The sequence below is a fragment of the Pseudomonas sp. ABC1 genome, assembly GCF_013395055.1.
Lineage (GTDB): Bacteria > Pseudomonadota > Gammaproteobacteria > Pseudomonadales > Pseudomonadaceae > Stutzerimonas.
Genome location: NZ_CP058349.1, coordinates 2,191,787 through 2,207,628, shown reverse-complemented (window position 1 = coordinate 2,207,628; position 15,842 = coordinate 2,191,787). Strand labels below are relative to the sequence as shown.

Genomic DNA, 15,842 nt, shown 5'->3' with positions numbered 1-15,842 from the left:
CATTCTTCAGTTGATCATCATGTGGTAGTGCATGCTCCACATGACCCAGATCGACAGACCGACCAGGAGCACGATGATCAGCACGGTGAAGAGCATGGAAATGGTGTTCCAGCGTCCTTCCGAATCGGTGCTCATGTGCAGGAAGTACACCAGGTGTACGAGGATCTGCACGATACCGAACAGCACGACGGTGATCAGGGTGGCACCACGGCTCAGGTTCAGCAGGTCCGGGTACATGATCAGGGCGAACGGGATCACCGTGAGGATCACCGACAGGATGAAACCGGTCAGGTATTCCTTGGCGCTGCCGTGGCTTTCGCCAGCCGAATTGGTGTGTTCGTGAGCCATCACAGCACCCCCAGCAGGTAGACGACGGTAAATACGCAGATCCAGACCACATCGAGGAAGTGCCAGAACAGGCTGAGCAGGCCGATGCGGACCTTGTTGGTGTCGGTCAGGCCACGGCTGCTGACTTGCAGCATCAGCACGATCATCCACAGCAGGCCGGCGGTCACGTGCAGACCGTGGGTGCCGACCAGGGTGAAGAACGCCGACCAGTAGGCGCTGGTCTGCGGACCGGCACCTTCATGGATCAGGTGGTTGAACTCATACAGTTCGATGCTGAGGAAGATCGCACCGAACACGAAGGTGACACCCAGCCAGCGCAGTACCGCGCCCTTGTCGCCGCGGTAGGTGGCCAGCATCGCCATGCCGTAGGTGATACTGGAGAACAACAGGGCGAAGGTCTCGATCAGTACCAGGTGCAGGCCCGGGCCGAGCATTTCCTTCGCGGTGGGGCCACCGGCGAAGGCATTGCTCAGCACCGCGAAGGTGGCGAACAGGGTGGCGAAGATCAGCAGGTCGGTCATCAGGTAGACCCAGAAACCGAATAGCTTTATCCCGCTGGTGTCGTGGTGATGCTCATGGTCGTGACCATGAGCGTCGTGGTTGTGAGTAGTTTCGATAGAGGACATCGGTTATGCCTTTACGACTGCGTTGGCTTTGGCTTGTTGATGAGCCAGTTCGATACGGGCGATCTCGTCGGGCTGGACGTAGTAATCGATATCGTCGTCATAGGAACGCACGATGAAGCTGATTACCGCGCCGGCCAGGCCAACGATGGCCAGCCACCAGATATGCCAGATCATGGCGAAGCCGAAGGCCAGGCAGAACAGCGACACGATCAGGCCATTGCCGGTGTTCTTCGGCATGTGGATCGGCTCGTAGTGCTCGGGCACCGGCGCCAGTTCCACACCGGCTTTCTTGGCTTCGTGGAACGCGTCGATCTTGTCGGCGGTCGGGATCACGGCAAAGTTGTAGAACGGTGGCGGCGAGGACGTGGACCACTCCAGCGTACGGCCATCCCATGGGTCGCCGGTGACGTCGCGGTTCTCGTTGCGCTTGACGATACTGGCGAGGATCTGCACCACGGTGAAGATGATGCCGATACCGATCAGCACCGCACCGACCACGGCGACCTGCACCCAAGGGGTCCAGTCCGGGTTGTCGAAGTGGTTCAGGCGACGGGTCATGCCCATGAAGCCCAGTACGTACATCGGCATGAAGGCGAAGTAGAAGCCGACCAGCCAGCACCAGAAGGAGTAGGTGCCGAAACGGTCGATCAGCTTGAAGCCGAAGGCTTTCGGGAACCAGTAGGTGATACCCACCAGGTAACCGAACACGGCGCCGCCGATGATCACGTTATGGAAGTGCGCGATCAGGAACAGGCTGTTGTGCAGCACGAAGTCGGCTGCCGGAACGGCCAGCAGTACGCCGGTCATGCCGCCGATGGTGAAGGTGACCAGGAAGCCCAGCACCATCCAGGTCATCGAGTTCAGCTCGTAGCGGCCGCGGTAGATGGTGAACAGCCAGGTGAAGATCTTCACGCCGGTGGGGATGGCGATGATCGACGTCATGATGCCGAAGAAGGCGTTGACGTTGGCGCCGGAACCCATGGTGAAGAAGTGGTGCAGCCAGACCACGAAGGACAGGATACCGATCGCGGCGGTGGCCCAGACCATCGAGGTGTAGCCGAACAGCTTCTTGCGCGAGAAGGTGGCAACCACTTCGGAGAATACGCCGAACGCCGGCAGGATCAGGATGTACACCTCAGGGTGGCCCCAGATCCAGAACAGGTTGACGTACATCATCGGATTCCCACCCAGCTCATTGGTGAAGAAGTGGAAATCCAGGTAGCGGTCCATGGTCAGCATCGCCAGGGCGGCGGTCAGCGGAGGGAAGGCGCCGGCGATGATGATGCAGGTGATGAGGATGGTCCAAGTGAAGATCGGCATCTTCATCAGGGTCATGCCGGGGGCACGCATCTTCATGATGGTGGCGATGAAGTTGACGCCGGTCAGCGTCGTCCCCAGGCCCGAGAGCTGCATGCTCCAGATGTAGTAGTCCATCCCCACGCCGGGGCTGTATTCGATCCCCGATAGCGGCGGATAGGCGACCCAGCCGGTCTTGGCGAACTCGCCCAGGCCCAGCGACAGGTTGATCAGCACCGCGCCACCGACGAACAGCCAGAAGCTCAGGGAGTTCAGGTAGGGGAAGGCGACGTCGCGTGCGCCGATCTGCAGCGGCACGACGATGTTCATCAGGCCGGTGACCAGTGGCATCGCCACGAAGATCAGCATGATGATGCCGTGGGCGGTGAAGATCTGGTCGTAGTGTTCGGGCGGCAGGTAGCCCTGGTTGTCACCGTGGGCCATGGCCAGGTGGGTACGCATCATGATGGCGTCGGCGAAGCCGCGCACCAGCATGACCAGCGCGACGATGATGTACATCACGCCGATCTTCTTGTGGTCCACCGAGGTGAACCATTCTTTCCACAGGTAGCCCCACTTCTTGAAGTAGGTCAGCGCCGCGACCACCGACAGACCACCCAGGGCAATCGCTGCCAGGGTGATCATGACGATTGGCTCGTGATACGGCACCGCATCCAGAGTCAGTTTTCCAAGCATCTCTATTCCTCCGCGCCGGCTTCGCTGTGCGCAGTCGTACTTTCAGGTTCTTTCTTGTCCAGGCCGACGACGTACTGGCCGATCACCTTCTTGAACAGGTTCGGTTCGACTTGCCCGTAGTAGCGGATCGGGTAGATCGGGTAGCGGTGATTGACCATCTCGCCACGCTCGCCCAGTTGCTTGAAGGCGGCGAAGTCGAGGGTGTCCGAAGAGGCGCGGGCCTTTTCGATCCACTCGTCGAAAGCCTGGTCGCTGACCGAATGCGTGGTGAAACGCATGGCCGAGAAGCCGATACCGCTGTAGTTGCCCGATTGACCGAAGAACTCACCCTGCTCGTTGGCGATCAGGTTGAGCTGGGTACGCTGGCCACCCATGGCGTAGATCATGCCGCCCAGTTGCGGGATCGACAGGGTGTTCATGGTGGTGTCGGAGGTGATGTGGAACGTCACCGGCGTCTTCTCCGGAATCACCAGCTCGTTGACCATGGCCACGCCCTGTTCCGGGTAGATGAACAGCCACTTCCAGTCGAGCGAAACCACTTCGATCTGCAAGGCCGGCTTGTCGGACTCGAGGGGGCGATAGGGGTCGAGGGAGTGGGAGGTCTTCCAGATCAGCACCGCCAGGATGGCGACGATGATCAGCGGGACACCCCAGACGACCAGCTCGATCTTGTGCGAATGCGACCATTCGGGGGTGTAGCTGGCGTCCTTGTTGGTGGAGCGGTAACGCCAGCCGAACACGAAGGTCATGATGATCACGGGGATGACCACGATCAGCATCAGTCCGACAGCGATCAGGATCAGCTTGCCTTGCTCGGCGCCGACCTGGCCCTTGGAGTCGAACAGCGCCCAGTCACAACCGCTCAGGGCTGCCAGGGCGAACGTCATCAGGAGCAGGCGTAGATAGCGATGGCACTTCTCTTCTTTCATTTCACGACTCTTCAGCAAAGTGATGTCCCACACCCCGAACTCATGCATACCGCTTGCGCGGCATTCGCAGGAATGTTCGGTGAAAAAAGCCTGTCGAGGCCTGGAGACTGCACGCGAGTCAGCCTGAAAGCCTGTCGGGGTCATGCGAGGGGCAACATGATGATGACGAAAAGTCCTTGACGCAAATCAATCTCGGTTGATTCGACGAGGCCCGGAGCCCTTTGCGAGTGGCGTTCAGGTGGGGCTTGGCGCGTCAGAGATAGGCCAGTCGGGGCTTGCCCACCGCTCTGGGTCGAAGGGTGGGCTTTGCTGCGCAGGAAGTAGTGCGACAACATGCCGCACACTATGCGACGGAAGGATCATTCCCCCCAGGTGCAATAGCAGCCGACGGCCAGGTTGCTGGACAGCGTGAGCTTGCGCCCGGAGGTCAGCGCATCGAGTACCGGCTCGACGAAGCTGTTACTCGAGTTGCACACCAGGCCTTCGCTGTAGGGGCCGGCATAGGCCAGTTCGCCGTCCTTGTCCCAGATCGCCAGCGCGGGGCTGGCGGGCAATGCTTCCATGCCCTCGATACCGGGCAGCGGCTTCAGCAGACCTTGCAGGAACGGCGCGAGTTCGCCGCTGCTGCCCGGGCGCTGCACGCTGTAGAACTCGATGCCGGAAAAGCGATAGATACCGATCAGGTAGCGCAGGTGGGCATCGGGCTCACCGTTGCAGCGCTTGCAGGCCGGGTCCCAGAAGTGCACCACGCGGATCGGCCCCGGCCCGGCCAGCTCGGGCGGCAGGCGCAGGCTGTCGCCCTGGAAGAAGACTGCCTGTTCGCTGTAGGGCCGCAGGTAGGCTGCACCGGTACGCCACCAGATCAGCGTGATGGCCAGCAGGATCAGCAGGATCAGGGCGATGACCAGGTGCTTGAAGGTCAGTCGTTGCACGGCACGTCGCAGCAGGCTCATGGCTCACGTCCGAACTTGCGTTTGAACTGTTTCTCCATTTCCTTGCAACTGTCGCGGGTGAAGCTGCGCTCGGTGTCTTCGGCACGCTGCCAGCACAGCTCGATGGCCTGGCGCTCATTGGCCTCGGTCACTTCATCCTGCGGCTTGGTCATGATGTAGATGATCACGGTATAGACCAGCACGATAAAGGCGAGCCCGATCAGCAACAACCCGAGACAACCGCGCCGGCTGAGCGCCGGAGACCCGTCTTTTTCTCCCATGATCACCACCTCTTTGCACGAAGAGGCGGCAATCTAGCATTTTTGGCTGAGAATGATAGGCATCGCTTGCCTGGGCTGTCGGTTCACCCAGAGGCCATGAACCGTGAGCGATTTCACAAAACCATGAATTGTCCTGTGACCGGTTTCACAGATCCTGTTCGGTGCTGTTGTGCTGTCCATGGCGCGCTCACAGTCTGGCCCGCAAATGGATGGCGGCGACTGGTACGCGGCATGAACGAAGACCATGACTCACCCTGGAAAGAGGCCCTGGAAGTCTTCTTCCAGTCCTTCCTGCAACTGCTGTTTCCGGATATCGGCGGTCTGGTCGACTGGCGTCAGCCGGCGCTCTTTCTCGACAAGGAATTGCAGAAGATCACCGGTGATGCCGAAAGTGGTCGGCGTTATGTCGACAAATTGGCCAGGGTGCGGCTGCTGGATGGCGAAGAGCGCTGGGTGCTGGTGCATACCGAGGTGCAGGGTGAGCCTGAGCGCAATTTCGCCGAGCGCATGTACTGTTATTACAGCCGTATCCGCGAACGCTACCGGCAGGCGGTGATCAGCCTCGCGGTGCTGACCGACACCGATCCGGACTTCCGCCCCGAGCGCTTTTCCAGCCATTTTGCCGGCAGTGGCGTCACCTTCCGCTTCCGTACCTGCAAGCTGTTGGACTTCTATCCGCGAATGGAGCGCTTGCTGCACAGCGACAATCCGTTCGCCCTGCTGGTTGCGGCTCAGCTCACGGCCAAACTGACCCGCGACGGCAGGCAGCGCGCCGATAGCCTGATCGGTTTCTATCGGCTGGCCATTCACCAGCGCCTGGACCGGCAATTGATTGGTCGCCTGGTCATCTTCCTTGAGTGGATGGTGGCCTTGCCGGTCGAGGCGGGGGACTACTACGATGCATGCATCACCCAGCTACAGGAGGAGGCCATCATGCCTTACGTCAGTTCGTTCGAACGCAAGGCCCAGGCGAGGGGGTTCGAGCAGGGCATTGAGCAAGGGCTCGAAGAGGGGATGGTCCAAGGGCTCGAGCGCGGTACCCAGGCCATCCTGTTGAAGCAATTGACTCACCGTTTTGGTGAACTGGATGCTGCGACCCAGGCTCGCGTCCAGGCAGCAAAGACCCTGGAGCTGGAGCGCTGGGCGGAAAACATCCTCGAAGCCAGGACCCTCGATGAGGTGTTTGCCGGGCGCTGAGGCAATGCCGTCCATGGCGTTATCCGGTCAAGACAGAGTTTGTGTGCCTGCGGCTGTCTTCGGGCTGTTCAGCACCAGATCCGCGGCCTTTTCGCCAATCATGATGCAGGGGGCGTTGGTGTTGCCGCTGATCAGCGTGGGCATGATCGAGGCGTCGGCCACGCGCAGGTTGGACAGGCCACGTACCTTCAGCTCGGGTGTTACCACCGCGGCTTCGTCGCTGCCCATGCGGCAGGTGCCGACCGGGTGGAATACGGTGGCGGCGTAGTCGCGCAGGTGTGCCAGCAGTTGCTCGTCGCTCTGCACCTGCGGCCCCGGCAGCATTTCCTCGCCGCGAATGGCGTCGAACTCCGGCTGGGCGAGAATCCGCCGCGCCAGCTTGACGCCTTCCACCAGCACTCTGGCGTCGGCCTCGTCGTCGAGGAAATTGAAGTCGATGGACAGACTGCGCCCTTCGCCCAGGCGCACTTCGCCGATGCTTTTCGGCCGCAGCACGCAGGTGTGGATCGCGTAGCCATGGCCCCACTCGAACAGTCGGCCACGGTGGCTGCGATAGCCGGGCACGAAGTGCATCTGCACGTCCGGCAGCGTATCGGCCAGGGGCGTGCGGGCGAAGCCGCCGGCCTCGACGTAGTTGGTGGTCAGCCAGCCGGCCTTGCGTGCTAGGTACTGCAAGGGTGCGGCCAGTACCTTGGGCAGCGAGCCGAGGGAGAAGCCCAGTGACAGCGGGCTTTTCGAGCGTACGGTGACCAGCCCGTCGATATGGTCCTGCAGGTTCTTGCCGACGCCGGGCAGGTCGATTCGGCAAGCCACTCCTGCGGCTTCCAGCTCTGCTTTCGGGCCGATGCCGGACTTGAGCAGGATATGTGGCGAGCCCAGTGCGCCCGCGCAGAGGATGGTTTCGCCGGTGCAGTGCAGGGTGCGCCACTGGCCGGTCTGGCGCAGTTCCACACCGGTCACGCGCTCGCCGTCGAGCAGCAGCCGCTCCACCTCGCAGCAGGTCAGCACGGTCAGGTTGTCGCGCTGGCGTATCGGCGCGACGAAGGCGCGGTAGCTGGACAGCCGGCGCGCATCCTTCTGGGTGACGTTGTAGATGCCCGAGCCTTCCAGTGTGCCGCCGTTGAAGTCGTCGTTGCGAGGCAGGCCACTGCGCTCGGCGGCGCGAACGTAGCGCTCCGACAGCGGGTTGGGGTCGCGCGGCTTGTCCACCAGCAGCTCGCCCTGGGTGCCGTGGTACTGCAGCGACTGGCCGAGGCGGTTGCTTTCGGATTTCTTGAAGTAGGGCAGCACGTCGTTCCAGCCCCAGCCGGGGCAACCGGCGGCCTCCCAGCGGTCATAGTCGCTGGCGTCGCCACGGATGTAGATCATGCTGTTCATCGCGCTGGAGCCGCCGAGGGCCTTGCCGCGCGGGGTGTGCAGGCTGCGCCCGGCAAGGTGCTTCTGCGGCGCGGAGAAGTAGTTCCAACTGAACACCTTGCTCTTGTACAGGGTGATGGTGCCGGCCGGCACCTGCACGCGTGGGCTGGCGTCGCTGCCGCCGGCTTCGATCAGGCACACGCGCACGGCCGGGTCGGCGCTCAGGCGGTTGGCCAGCACGCAGCCGGCCGAGCCGGCGCCGATGATCAGGTAGTCGTAGCTGTCGCCGGCCATGTCAGTGCACCTCTTCCAGGTCGTCATGCAGCAGTTCGAGAATCTGCCGCTTCATGCGGATGAACTCGGGCTCCATGACCATTTCCAGGTTGCGTGGACGTTCGATGGGCACGTCGAGGATTTCCTTGATCCGCCCTGGCCGCGCGCCCATCACATAGATGCGGTCGGCGAGCAGGATGGCCTCGTCGATGTCGTGGGTGACGAACACCACGGTCTTCTTGCTGTTGCCCCAGACGCGCAGCAGCAACTGTTGCATCTGCAGGCGGGTCTGGCTGTCGAGGGCGCCGAAGGGCTCGTCCATCAGCAGGATCTGCGGGTCATTGGCCAGCGCGCGGGCGATCGCCACGCGCTGCATCATGCCGCCGGAGAGCTGCTTGGGATAATGCTCGGCGAATTTCTTCAGCCCCACTTCCTCGAGGTAGTACTCGACGATGGTGTTGATCTCGCTGGACTCCAGCCCGCGGCGCTTGAGGCCGAACTCGATGTTGCGGCGCACCGTCAGCCAGGGGAACAGGGTGTAGCCCTGGAACACCATGCCACGGTCGGCGCCCGGCCCTTCGACCTTCTCCCCGCCGACGTAGATGGCGCCGTCGCTTGGCTCGTTGAGGCCGGCAGTGAGGTAGAGCAGGCTCGACTTGCCGCAGCCGGACGGACCGACGATCACCGCGAACTGCTGGTCCGGCACCTCGAAGGACACGTTATCCAGCGCGGTGAAGGTCTCGCCCTTGGGCGACTGGTAGCGCAGGCAGACGTTGTCCACCTTGAGTCGTGCGGCGACTTCGGCGTACTCGCTGAGCGCCGGCATGATGTAGGGTTTCTTGGCTACTGCGCCCATGCGGCAATCCTCAGTCGAAGCAGACGGAACAGTTGATCGGTGATCAGCCCGAGCAGGCCGATGATGGCGATGGCGAGGAAGATCACATCCACCTGGAAGCCACGCATGGCCTTGAGGCTGATGTAGCCGAGGCCGCTGGAGGCTGCGACCAGTTCGGCCACCACCAGGTAGGTCCAGGCCCAGCCCATGGTCACCCGCAGGGTGTCGAGGATGCCTGGCAGCGAAGCCGGGCCGAGCACGTGGAAGATCACGTCGCGGCGCTTGGCGCCAAGGGTGTAGCTGGCGTTGAGCAGGTCTTTCGAGACGCCGCGCGACACGTCCGAGATCATCACCAGTTGCTGGAAGAACACACCGAAGATGATCACCGCCACGCGCTGCTCCAGGCCGATGCCGATCCACAGGATGAACAGCGGTACGAAGGAGGTCACCGGCAGGTAGCGGATGAAGTTGACCAGGGGTTCGAGAATGGCCTGGACGATGCGGAAGCTGCCCATCAGCAGGCCCAGCGGCACCGACACCAGCGCCGAGACGCCGAAGCCGATCAGTACCACTTCCAGGCTGGCCAGCACATGCTTGTCCAGCGTGCCGTCGGCGGCCAGGCGCTGGCCGGCGTCGAGCACCTGGCCGGGCGTCGGCAGGAACATCGAGGGGATTACCCCACCATAGGAAAGGCCGGCCCACAGGCCCAGCAGGGCGAGCCAGCCGGTCAGCCCCGCCAGCCACACCAGCGGCGCCGGCAGGCTGGCCTTGGGCGTCAGGCAGCGGCTCAGGAGCGAGTTGCGGCGAGTCATGCGTGTTGTCTCCGATTGCGATGCAAGGCGAACGGGTGACGAGCGTCCGTAGGGCGGGCTTGTGCGTACCGACAAGAGGCCAGTCGGTGCGCATGGCGCACCCTACGAACACCCTAAGAGGGAAGGGCCATCAGGGGGTGACGAAGCGCGTGTCGACCAGGTCCTCGTAGCTGACTGCAAGTTTCTTGCCCTGCAGGGCGCTCCAGGTCTCGTTGGCCAGTTCGATGATCGCGGCGATGTCGCCGGGCTTGCCGGGGGTGCCGAGCAGCTTCTCGCTCATGGCCTGGTCATAGAACTTCACGCCCTTGGCCGCTTCGGCCAGGTCCGCCGGGTTGGCGAGGTAGCCGCCGACACCCTTGGCCATGATCGCGTAGGCTTCCTGCGGGTGTTCGCGGGTGTACTGCACGGCGCGGTAGAGACCGTCGACCAGCGCCTTCACGTCCTCGGGTTGCTTCTCGATCACCTCGCAGTTGAGTGCCACCACGTCGACGATCACGCCAGGGGTCTGGCTGCTGTCGACCAGCACCTTGCCCTGGCCTTTCTGGCGCACCAGCGACAGGTTCGGTTCCCAGGTCACCGCCGCCGGTACGCGCCCGGCGATAAAGGCACTGGCGGCATCGTCGGCGGTCATGTTCTGCACGTTCAGGTCAGCCATGCTCATGCCGTTCTGCTTGAGCAGGTAGGACAGCCAGAACTGCGACACCGAACCTTCATTGACCGCGACGTTCTTGCCTTTCAGCTCCTTCAGGCTGGTGATGTCGTTGCCCACCAGCACGCCGTCGCCACCGTGGCTTTCGTCCAGTGCGGCGACTGCCTTGAAGCAGAAGTTGGGGCGGTACTTGAGGATTTCGTCGATGGTCGAGGCCGAGCCGGACAGCTTGCCCGAGGCTTGTGCGGCCATGTACATCGAGGCTTCCTCGATCACCGTGAACTCGACGTCCAGGCCTTTCTCCTTGAAGTAGCCAAGGTCGCGCGCCAGGTACAGGGTGCCGTAGCCCACCCAGGTGGTGTGGCCGATGGACAGCGTGCCGGCATTGGCGCCGCCAGCCAGGCCAAGGGCCAGGGATGCACAGGTGAGGGGGCGGAGCAGGGATCGAGCAGAGAACTTACGCATGGCGGACACTCCCGCAGTCGGTCGGTCAAGTGAGGGCTGGCAGAGGGCCTGCAAACCCGTGGCTGAACCGATAGTGGCGTAAGCGCAAAAACAGGAAAAACATTAAAAATGTCATCGGGACATACGAAAAAGCTCGCTTGCCGCGCCCCCTTGTGGGGCATTTCGCCGCATTACGGGGCATGCTCCGCAAGCACTCGGCAAGCCACCTGCCTGGCCGGGCTCGCAGCACCCGAAAACCGCTGCGCTCAGGCCCTTCGCGTGCTCCACGACGGGGCAGCAGACCGAACGCGCAGGCTCCTCGGCACCGCAGGCGGCAGGCCATGAAAAATATTGGCAGTGGTAATAGGAAGGGCAATTCCGGCGATTCAGGATGAATGGCGCAGGCGTTCAGTAGCCCGCACGTTGATAACGTGCCAGGCAAACGCTGCCTGCATCCATTCAGAGAAAATTCCGGAATAATAAGATATGAAAATAAATGTGAATTTTTTGTAAGAAATAAAAGCCTGAAAATAGCTGTAGAGCTTATTCTTGTTGAAGAGGTGGACAGAAAATATCTGCAAGGAAATCTGAAGATGATTACAGACAAGAATTTCCTGATGCCCATTTTGCCAGCGGAAATTCCAGACGATATTTTCGCCATGGCGTCTTCACTTCCCGAGCGGGGGGCATTTCTCGATGGCCGTCTGGCCCCTGCGACGCGTGCAGCATTGGCTTCGTTGCTGGAAGTCACCAACACCTATTACTCCAACCTGATTGAGGGCCAGTATTCATCCCCCGCTGATCTTCAGCAGGCCCTGAGTGTCCCCAAGCGTGAGCGCAAGCAACTGAACGAACTGGCCGCTCGGCAGATAAAGGTCCAGAAAATCATGGAGCGCTTTGTCGAAATGCTCCCCAGCGGCTCTCGTTGGAGTTGGATGCTGTCGCCCCAGTGCATCAGCATTTCTCACAAGGCCCTGTTCAGGGATATTCCGCAGGATCTATTGCAAATCGCCCATAGCGACAGGCGATTGATCCCCGGAAGGATTCGTAGCGAATCCGACGAGCAGGTCAGGGTTGGTCATCACTTGGCGCCGGATGCCGCAGTGGTCGAGCCGATGCTCAAGCTGATGCAGACATGGATCGCCCGGATCGAAGACCCACGTATGCGCCTGGTTGCCACCATGGCCTATCACCACAGGCTGGCCTGGGTGCATCCCTTCATGGATGGCAACGGGCGATTGGTAAGGCTGGTGACCCATCTGCAACTCAGGCACCTGGGCCTGCGTTCGAATCTCTGGTCGATTTCCCGTGGGTTGGCCCGGCGACAGCAGGATTATTACGCCTGTATGGCCAATGCCGATCGACCACGGGAAGGCGATCTGGATGGCAGGGGGCAACTGTCCCTCAAGCACTACATCGGCTTTATCCGATTCATGTTCGAGGTCTCCCTCGACCAGGTGGAGTACATGATCGACGCACTGGATACCCGCAAGCTCAGAAGCCGGATCGACAGATGCTTTATCAGCAACGAGCGCCTGCTGGAGCGCAAAGTCCGTCGCACCTCGGCGGCGGCGGTCCATGCGTTGTTGACCCAGGGCACGATGCCAAGGGCGACCTTCAAGACCTTCCTGGGCATCTCCGAACGCCTGGCGATAGAAGAGTTGAAGGTATTGCAAAGCCTGGGTCTGGTGCTCAGTGCCAGCCCCAAGGCCAGGGAGGTCTCGATCGGCTTGCCCGTCTGGTTCGCACAGGAGATTTTCCCGGATCTGCATCGACGCTTTGCTTGAGTAGCAGAGAGTTTGCGTCTGTTTCGGGTGCTTTCTGCAACAACTGTGTTGATAGCCAGCCCGGTTATTGAGAACCCCTGAGTCAGCCTCAGTGGCTACCGGCGGCAACACCTTTGTGGAGCTTGGCCAGCTCGCTCCATTCCTTGTCTTCGTAGAAGTTAATCCCGATGGGATACACCGGTTGACCTTGCAGGGCCTGGTTGAAGTTTTCCATGAACCGCTCGCGATCCGCGATGTGGAAAACGAACTCCTTCAGGTTGTTTCCTGTGACTGAATAGACGGGAAGGTAGAGCGTTCCCTCGCCTTCTATTTTTTCGAGGTGGTCTTCGAGTTGTATCAAGGATGCGTTGACCGCGTCTGAAGGCATGCCGCCATTTTCCGAGCCATCGTATTTCCATGACACGACGGTGAGCCAGGGCATTTGCTGGCGAATGTCCGGGGTGGGTGTTTCATTGATGAACTTGAATACCAGGGGATTTCCATTTGCCTGCCCCGTTGCGACAGACCAGGTGTACTCGGCTTGTGCCATGCAAGATGCTCCGAATATGAGTAATAACGCCAAAAGAATACGCATGAACGACTCAGGCCAATAACGGTGGTTGTGCGGGGCTTTATCGATGCTCCCGTGCCGCGCGGCAATGTGCCATAGAAGGGCGCGGCGGGGTACGACCACAGTATTAAGATTTCGGCGCTACGGTCTGTCGGTGAGAGGCTGAAGCATTGTGATGCAGGAGCGGTCAGGTCCGCTCCCGCGAGGTGGTGCGGATTACGACAACCCCGCCTGCCGATCCAGCTCGGCGCGCTGGAACGCCTGGAAGGCGGCATCCGGTTGCTGGGCGGTGATCATGGCGAGGAACGGGTCCTGGACTTCGGTGCGCACCTGGGCCAGGGCTTCGATGGCGGCGTGGCCGCAGAAGGGCACGTAGGCTTCGGCATAGCCGCCTTCGTGCACCAGCACCAGGCGGCCGTCGCACAGGCGGTCGGCGGCGTCCAGCAGCAGGGCGGTCATGGCGCGGAAGGATTCGCTGTGCAGTTGCATGCGTGCCAGCGGGTCCACTGCGTTGGCGTCGTAGCCGCAGGCGACGATGATCAATTGCGGGCGGAAGTCTTCCAGGCGCGGCAGGATCAACCGGTGCAGCGCGTACAGGTAGGCATCGTGTCCGGAGCCGGGGTACAGCGGCACGTTCAGGTTATAGCCCAGCCCGGCGCCCGTACCGCGCTCCTCGATGCTGCCGCTGTCCACCGGGAAGCAGCGGTCCTGGTGCAGTGACAGGGTGAGCACGTCGTCGCGTTCGTAGAAGATCGATTGGGTGCCGTTGCCGTGGTGCACGTCCCAGTCCAGCACGGCGATGCGCTCCAGGCCATGGCGCGCCCTGGCCGTTTCGACGGCGATGGCGATATTGGCCAGGTAGCAGAAGCCCAGGCCACGGTCGGCCAGGCAGTGGTGGCCTGGTGGCCGCGACAGGGCATAGGCGTTGTCCGCTTCGCCGCGCAGCACCGCGTCCACCGCGTCGATGGCCAGCCCGGCGGAAAGCCGGGCGATCTCGTAGCTGCCGGGGCCGACCGGCGCTTCCTCGCCCAGCTCGCCGTGGCCAGCGTCACTCATGGCCTGGAAGCGTTGCAGGTAGCTGGCCGGGTGCACCCGCAGAAGATCCTCCTGGCTGGCCAGCGGCGCGTTGCGCAAGCGCAATTGGCTGCTCAGCCCCGAGACATCCATCAGGTTCTTCAGGCGCCGCTTGCTCTCCGGCGATTCGGCATGGCCGGCGGCACTGGGCGGCTGCACCCAGCCCCCCACCGGCACGATCAGGCTGTGCAGCCCGGCGGCGTGCCAGAAGCAGCGTTCGTCGAAGAAGAAGGCGGTGCGTCTGCTCAATTGAAGGTTCCTTGCGCCTGATGGTGGGTTATACCGCGTCGTTGCGGCCCTCTCCCCGGCCCTCTCCCCTGAGGGGAGAGGGGAAATCGGGAGGAAGATGCGTTGCGGGCCATGCGGTTTGCAGAGGCCGACGTTTACAGTCGCCCCAGCTCTCTGGCCGTCTGGTCCACCGCCAGGCGGGTCTTGTCCACCAGTTCATCCAGTTCGGCATGGCTGGCGACCAGTGCCGGGGCCATGATCATGCGGCCCTGGGTGGAGCGGATGATCAGGCCGTTGTCGAAGCCGATGCAGCGGCAGCGCCAGGCGATCTCGTCCTCGTTGGCGAAGCGCTTGCGGGTAGCCTTGTCCTCGGCGAATTGCAGCGCGGCGACCAGGCCGACGCCCTGGATATCGCCGACCAGCGGGTGATCGGTGAAGACCTCGCGCAGCGCCTTCTGCAGGTAGGGACCGCTGTCCTGCCGGACACGCTCGATAATGCGCTCGTCGCGCAGCGCCTTGAGGTTGGCGATGGCCACGGCGGCGGCCACCGGGTGGCCGGAGTAGGTCAGGCCATGGGCGAACACACCGCCTTTCTCCACCAGTGCCTCGGCCATGCGCCTGGACAGCACCAGTCCGCCCATGGGGATATAGCCGCTGGTCAGCCCCTTGGCGATGGTCAGGGTGTCCGGCTGGAAGCCGAAATGCTGGTGGGCGAACCACTCCCCGGTACGGCCGAAGCCGCCGATCACCTCGTCGGCGCACAGCAGCACGTCGTACTGGCGGCAGATGCGCTGCACCTCGGCCCAGTAGCTGGCCGGCGGGAAGATCATGCCACCTGCACCCTGGAACGGCTCGGCGACGAAGGCGGCGACGTTCTCGGCGCCCAGTTCGAGGATCTTCGTTTCCAGTTCACGGGCGGCCTTGAGGCCGAAGGCCTCCTCGGACAGGTCGCCACCTTCGGCAAAATAGTAGGGTTCGCCGATATGGGCGAAGTCCGGCAGCATGCCGCCCATTTCATGCATGAAGCCCATGCCGCCCAGCGCGGTGCTGCCCAGGGTGGAGCCGTGGTAGCCGTTCCAGCGGCCGATCATGATCTTCTTCTGCGGCTTGCCGAGCACCTGCCAGTAGCGGCGCACGGTGCGGATCAGCGCCTCGTTGGCCTCGGAGCCGGAGTTGGTATAGATGGCGTGGCTGTAGTGGTCGGGCAGCAGGCTGAACAGCAGTTCGGACAGTTCGATCACCCGCGGGTGCGTGGTGTGGAAGAACAGGTTGTAGTAGGGCAGCTCTTCCAGTTGCCGGCTGGCGGCGGCATTCAGGTCGGCGCGGCCATAGCCCAGCGCGGTGCACCAGAGACCGGACATACCGTCCAGGTAGCGCTTGCCGTCGCTGTCCCAGAGGTTCAGGCCCTGGCCCTTGGCGATCACCAGTGCGCCTTTCTCGTTGAGCGCCTTCTGGTCGAGGAAGGCGTGGATGTGGTGCGCCGCATCCAGCGCCTGGTATTGCGAAGTGGTGTGGGGCAAGGCAGTCAT

At 62.2% G+C, this 15,842-nt stretch carries 15 protein-coding genes; 2 read left to right on the top strand and 13 right to left on the bottom strand.

Going from position 1 to position 15,842, the window contains the following annotated elements:
- Positions 1-6: 6 nt before the first annotated feature.
- The 6 genes from cyoD to HW090_RS09690 all read right to left on the bottom strand — a co-directional run bounded on the left by cyoD (position 7) and on the right by HW090_RS09690 (position 5,108).
- Positions 7-348, bottom strand: coding sequence for a cytochrome o ubiquinol oxidase subunit IV (gene cyoD, locus HW090_RS09715; RefSeq protein ID WP_179113340.1), 342 nt, complete (start codon positions 346-348; stop codon positions 7-9).
- Complete coding sequence (cyoC, locus tag HW090_RS09710) at positions 348-974, bottom strand: cytochrome o ubiquinol oxidase subunit III (RefSeq protein WP_179113339.1); 627 nt, start codon at positions 972-974, stop codon at positions 348-350. The genes cyoD and cyoC overlap by 1 nt, the downstream gene beginning before the upstream one ends.
- Positions 975-977: 3 nt before the next feature.
- On the bottom strand, positions 978-2,966 hold the full coding sequence (gene cyoB, locus HW090_RS09705) for a cytochrome o ubiquinol oxidase subunit I (RefSeq protein ID WP_179113338.1): 1,989 nt from the start codon (positions 2,964-2,966) through the stop codon (positions 978-980).
- A 2-nt stretch (positions 2,967-2,968) separates the two neighbouring features.
- The gene (cyoA, locus tag HW090_RS09700; RefSeq protein ID WP_179113337.1) at positions 2,969-3,895 is read right to left on the bottom strand and encodes a ubiquinol oxidase subunit II; all 927 of its coding nucleotides are present in this window, start codon (positions 3,893-3,895) and stop codon (positions 2,969-2,971) included.
- Between the two features lie 359 nt (positions 3,896-4,254).
- The gene (locus HW090_RS09695; protein WP_179113336.1) at positions 4,255-4,848 is read right to left on the bottom strand and encodes a DUF6436 domain-containing protein; all 594 of its coding nucleotides are present in this window, start codon (positions 4,846-4,848) and stop codon (positions 4,255-4,257) included.
- Entirely contained in the window at positions 4,845-5,108 is a 264-nt protein-coding gene (locus HW090_RS09690; RefSeq protein ID WP_179113335.1) for a hypothetical protein, read from the bottom strand. The genes HW090_RS09695 and HW090_RS09690 overlap by 4 nt, the downstream gene beginning before the upstream one ends.
- A gap of 231 nt (positions 5,109-5,339) precedes the next feature.
- Here HW090_RS09690 and HW090_RS09685 point away from each other — a divergent pair, with 231 nt between their 5' ends.
- The gene (locus HW090_RS09685; protein ID WP_179113334.1) at positions 5,340-6,305 is read left to right on the top strand and encodes a DUF4351 domain-containing protein; all 966 of its coding nucleotides are present in this window, start codon (positions 5,340-5,342) and stop codon (positions 6,303-6,305) included.
- A gap of 27 nt (positions 6,306-6,332) precedes the next feature.
- Here the strand turns inward: HW090_RS09685 and HW090_RS09680 are convergent, their stop codons facing one another.
- The 4 genes from HW090_RS09680 to HW090_RS09665 all read right to left on the bottom strand — a co-directional run bounded on the left by HW090_RS09680 (position 6,333) and on the right by HW090_RS09665 (position 10,695).
- Complete coding sequence (locus HW090_RS09680; RefSeq protein ID WP_179113333.1) at positions 6,333-7,955, bottom strand: GMC family oxidoreductase; 1,623 nt, start codon at positions 7,953-7,955, stop codon at positions 6,333-6,335.
- Position 7,956: 1 nt separating this feature from the next.
- Positions 7,957-8,790, bottom strand: a complete 834-nt coding sequence (locus tag HW090_RS09675; protein WP_179113332.1) for an ABC transporter ATP-binding protein — start codon at positions 8,788-8,790, stop codon at positions 7,957-7,959.
- Positions 8,778-9,581, bottom strand: a complete 804-nt coding sequence (locus tag HW090_RS09670) for an ABC transporter permease (RefSeq protein ID WP_179113331.1) — start codon at positions 9,579-9,581, stop codon at positions 8,778-8,780. Before HW090_RS09670 ends, HW090_RS09675 begins: the two co-directional genes overlap by 13 nt.
- Positions 9,582-9,711: 130 nt before the next feature.
- Positions 9,712-10,695 (bottom strand): ABC transporter substrate-binding protein, encoded by a 984-nt coding sequence (locus HW090_RS09665; protein WP_179113330.1) that lies wholly within the window; start codon positions 10,693-10,695, stop codon positions 9,712-9,714.
- A gap of 374 nt (positions 10,696-11,069) precedes the next feature.
- Here HW090_RS09665 and HW090_RS09660 point away from each other — a divergent pair, with 374 nt between their 5' ends.
- The gene (locus HW090_RS09660) at positions 11,070-12,461 is read left to right on the top strand and encodes a Fic family protein (protein WP_256930641.1); all 1,392 of its coding nucleotides are present in this window, start codon (positions 11,070-11,072) and stop codon (positions 12,459-12,461) included.
- A gap of 88 nt (positions 12,462-12,549) precedes the next feature.
- On the opposite strand, the gene HW090_RS09655 is transcribed toward HW090_RS09660, so the two are convergent.
- The 3 genes from HW090_RS09655 to HW090_RS09645 all read right to left on the bottom strand — a co-directional run bounded on the left by HW090_RS09655 (position 12,550) and on the right by HW090_RS09645 (position 15,842).
- Positions 12,550-12,990: a DUF695 domain-containing protein gene (locus tag HW090_RS09655; protein WP_179113329.1), complete on the bottom strand. Its 441-nt coding sequence runs from the start codon at positions 12,988-12,990 to the stop codon at positions 12,550-12,552.
- A 237-nt stretch (positions 12,991-13,227) separates the two neighbouring features.
- The gene (locus HW090_RS09650; RefSeq protein WP_179113328.1) at positions 13,228-14,334 is read right to left on the bottom strand and encodes a class II histone deacetylase; all 1,107 of its coding nucleotides are present in this window, start codon (positions 14,332-14,334) and stop codon (positions 13,228-13,230) included.
- Positions 14,335-14,468: 134 nt separating this feature from the next.
- Positions 14,469-15,842: an aspartate aminotransferase family protein gene (locus tag HW090_RS09645; protein ID WP_179113327.1), complete on the bottom strand. Its 1,374-nt coding sequence runs from the start codon at positions 15,840-15,842 to the stop codon at positions 14,469-14,471.

Coding starts and splice junctions, on each gene's coding strand:
- HW090_RS09675 (WP_179113332.1), bottom strand. CDS start 8,790: ATGGGCGCAGTAGCCAAGAAACCCTACATCATGCCGGCGCTCAGCGAG.
- cyoD (WP_179113340.1), bottom strand. CDS start 348: ATGGCTCACGAACACACCAATTCGGCTGGCGAAAGCCACGGCAGCGCC.
- HW090_RS09665 (WP_179113330.1), bottom strand. CDS start 10,695: ATGCGTAAGTTCTCTGCTCGATCCCTGCTCCGCCCCCTCACCTGTGCA.
- cyoC (WP_179113339.1), bottom strand. CDS start 974: ATGTCCTCTATCGAAACTACTCACAACCACGACGCTCATGGTCACGAC.
- cyoA (WP_179113337.1), bottom strand. CDS start 3,895: ATGAAAGAAGAGAAGTGCCATCGCTATCTACGCCTGCTCCTGATGACG.
- HW090_RS09670 (WP_179113331.1), bottom strand. CDS start 9,581: ATGACTCGCCGCAACTCGCTCCTGAGCCGCTGCCTGACGCCCAAGGCC.
- HW090_RS09655 (WP_179113329.1), bottom strand. CDS start 12,990: ATGGCACAAGCCGAGTACACCTGGTCTGTCGCAACGGGGCAGGCAAAT.
- HW090_RS09695 (WP_179113336.1), bottom strand. CDS start 4,848: ATGAGCCTGCTGCGACGTGCCGTGCAACGACTGACCTTCAAGCACCTG.
- cyoB (WP_179113338.1), bottom strand. CDS start 2,966: ATGCTTGGAAAACTGACTCTGGATGCGGTGCCGTATCACGAGCCAATC.
- HW090_RS09680 (WP_179113333.1), bottom strand. CDS start 7,955: ATGGCCGGCGACAGCTACGACTACCTGATCATCGGCGCCGGCTCGGCC.
- HW090_RS09685 (WP_179113334.1), top strand. CDS start 5,340: ATGAACGAAGACCATGACTCACCCTGGAAAGAGGCCCTGGAAGTCTTC.
- HW090_RS09645 (WP_179113327.1), bottom strand. CDS start 15,842: ATGACTGCCTTGCCCCACACCACTTCGCAATACCAGGCGCTGGATGCG.
- HW090_RS09660 (WP_256930641.1), top strand. CDS start 11,070: ATGGCGCAGGCGTTCAGTAGCCCGCACGTTGATAACGTGCCAGGCAAA.
- HW090_RS09690 (WP_179113335.1), bottom strand. CDS start 5,108: ATGGGAGAAAAAGACGGGTCTCCGGCGCTCAGCCGGCGCGGTTGTCTC.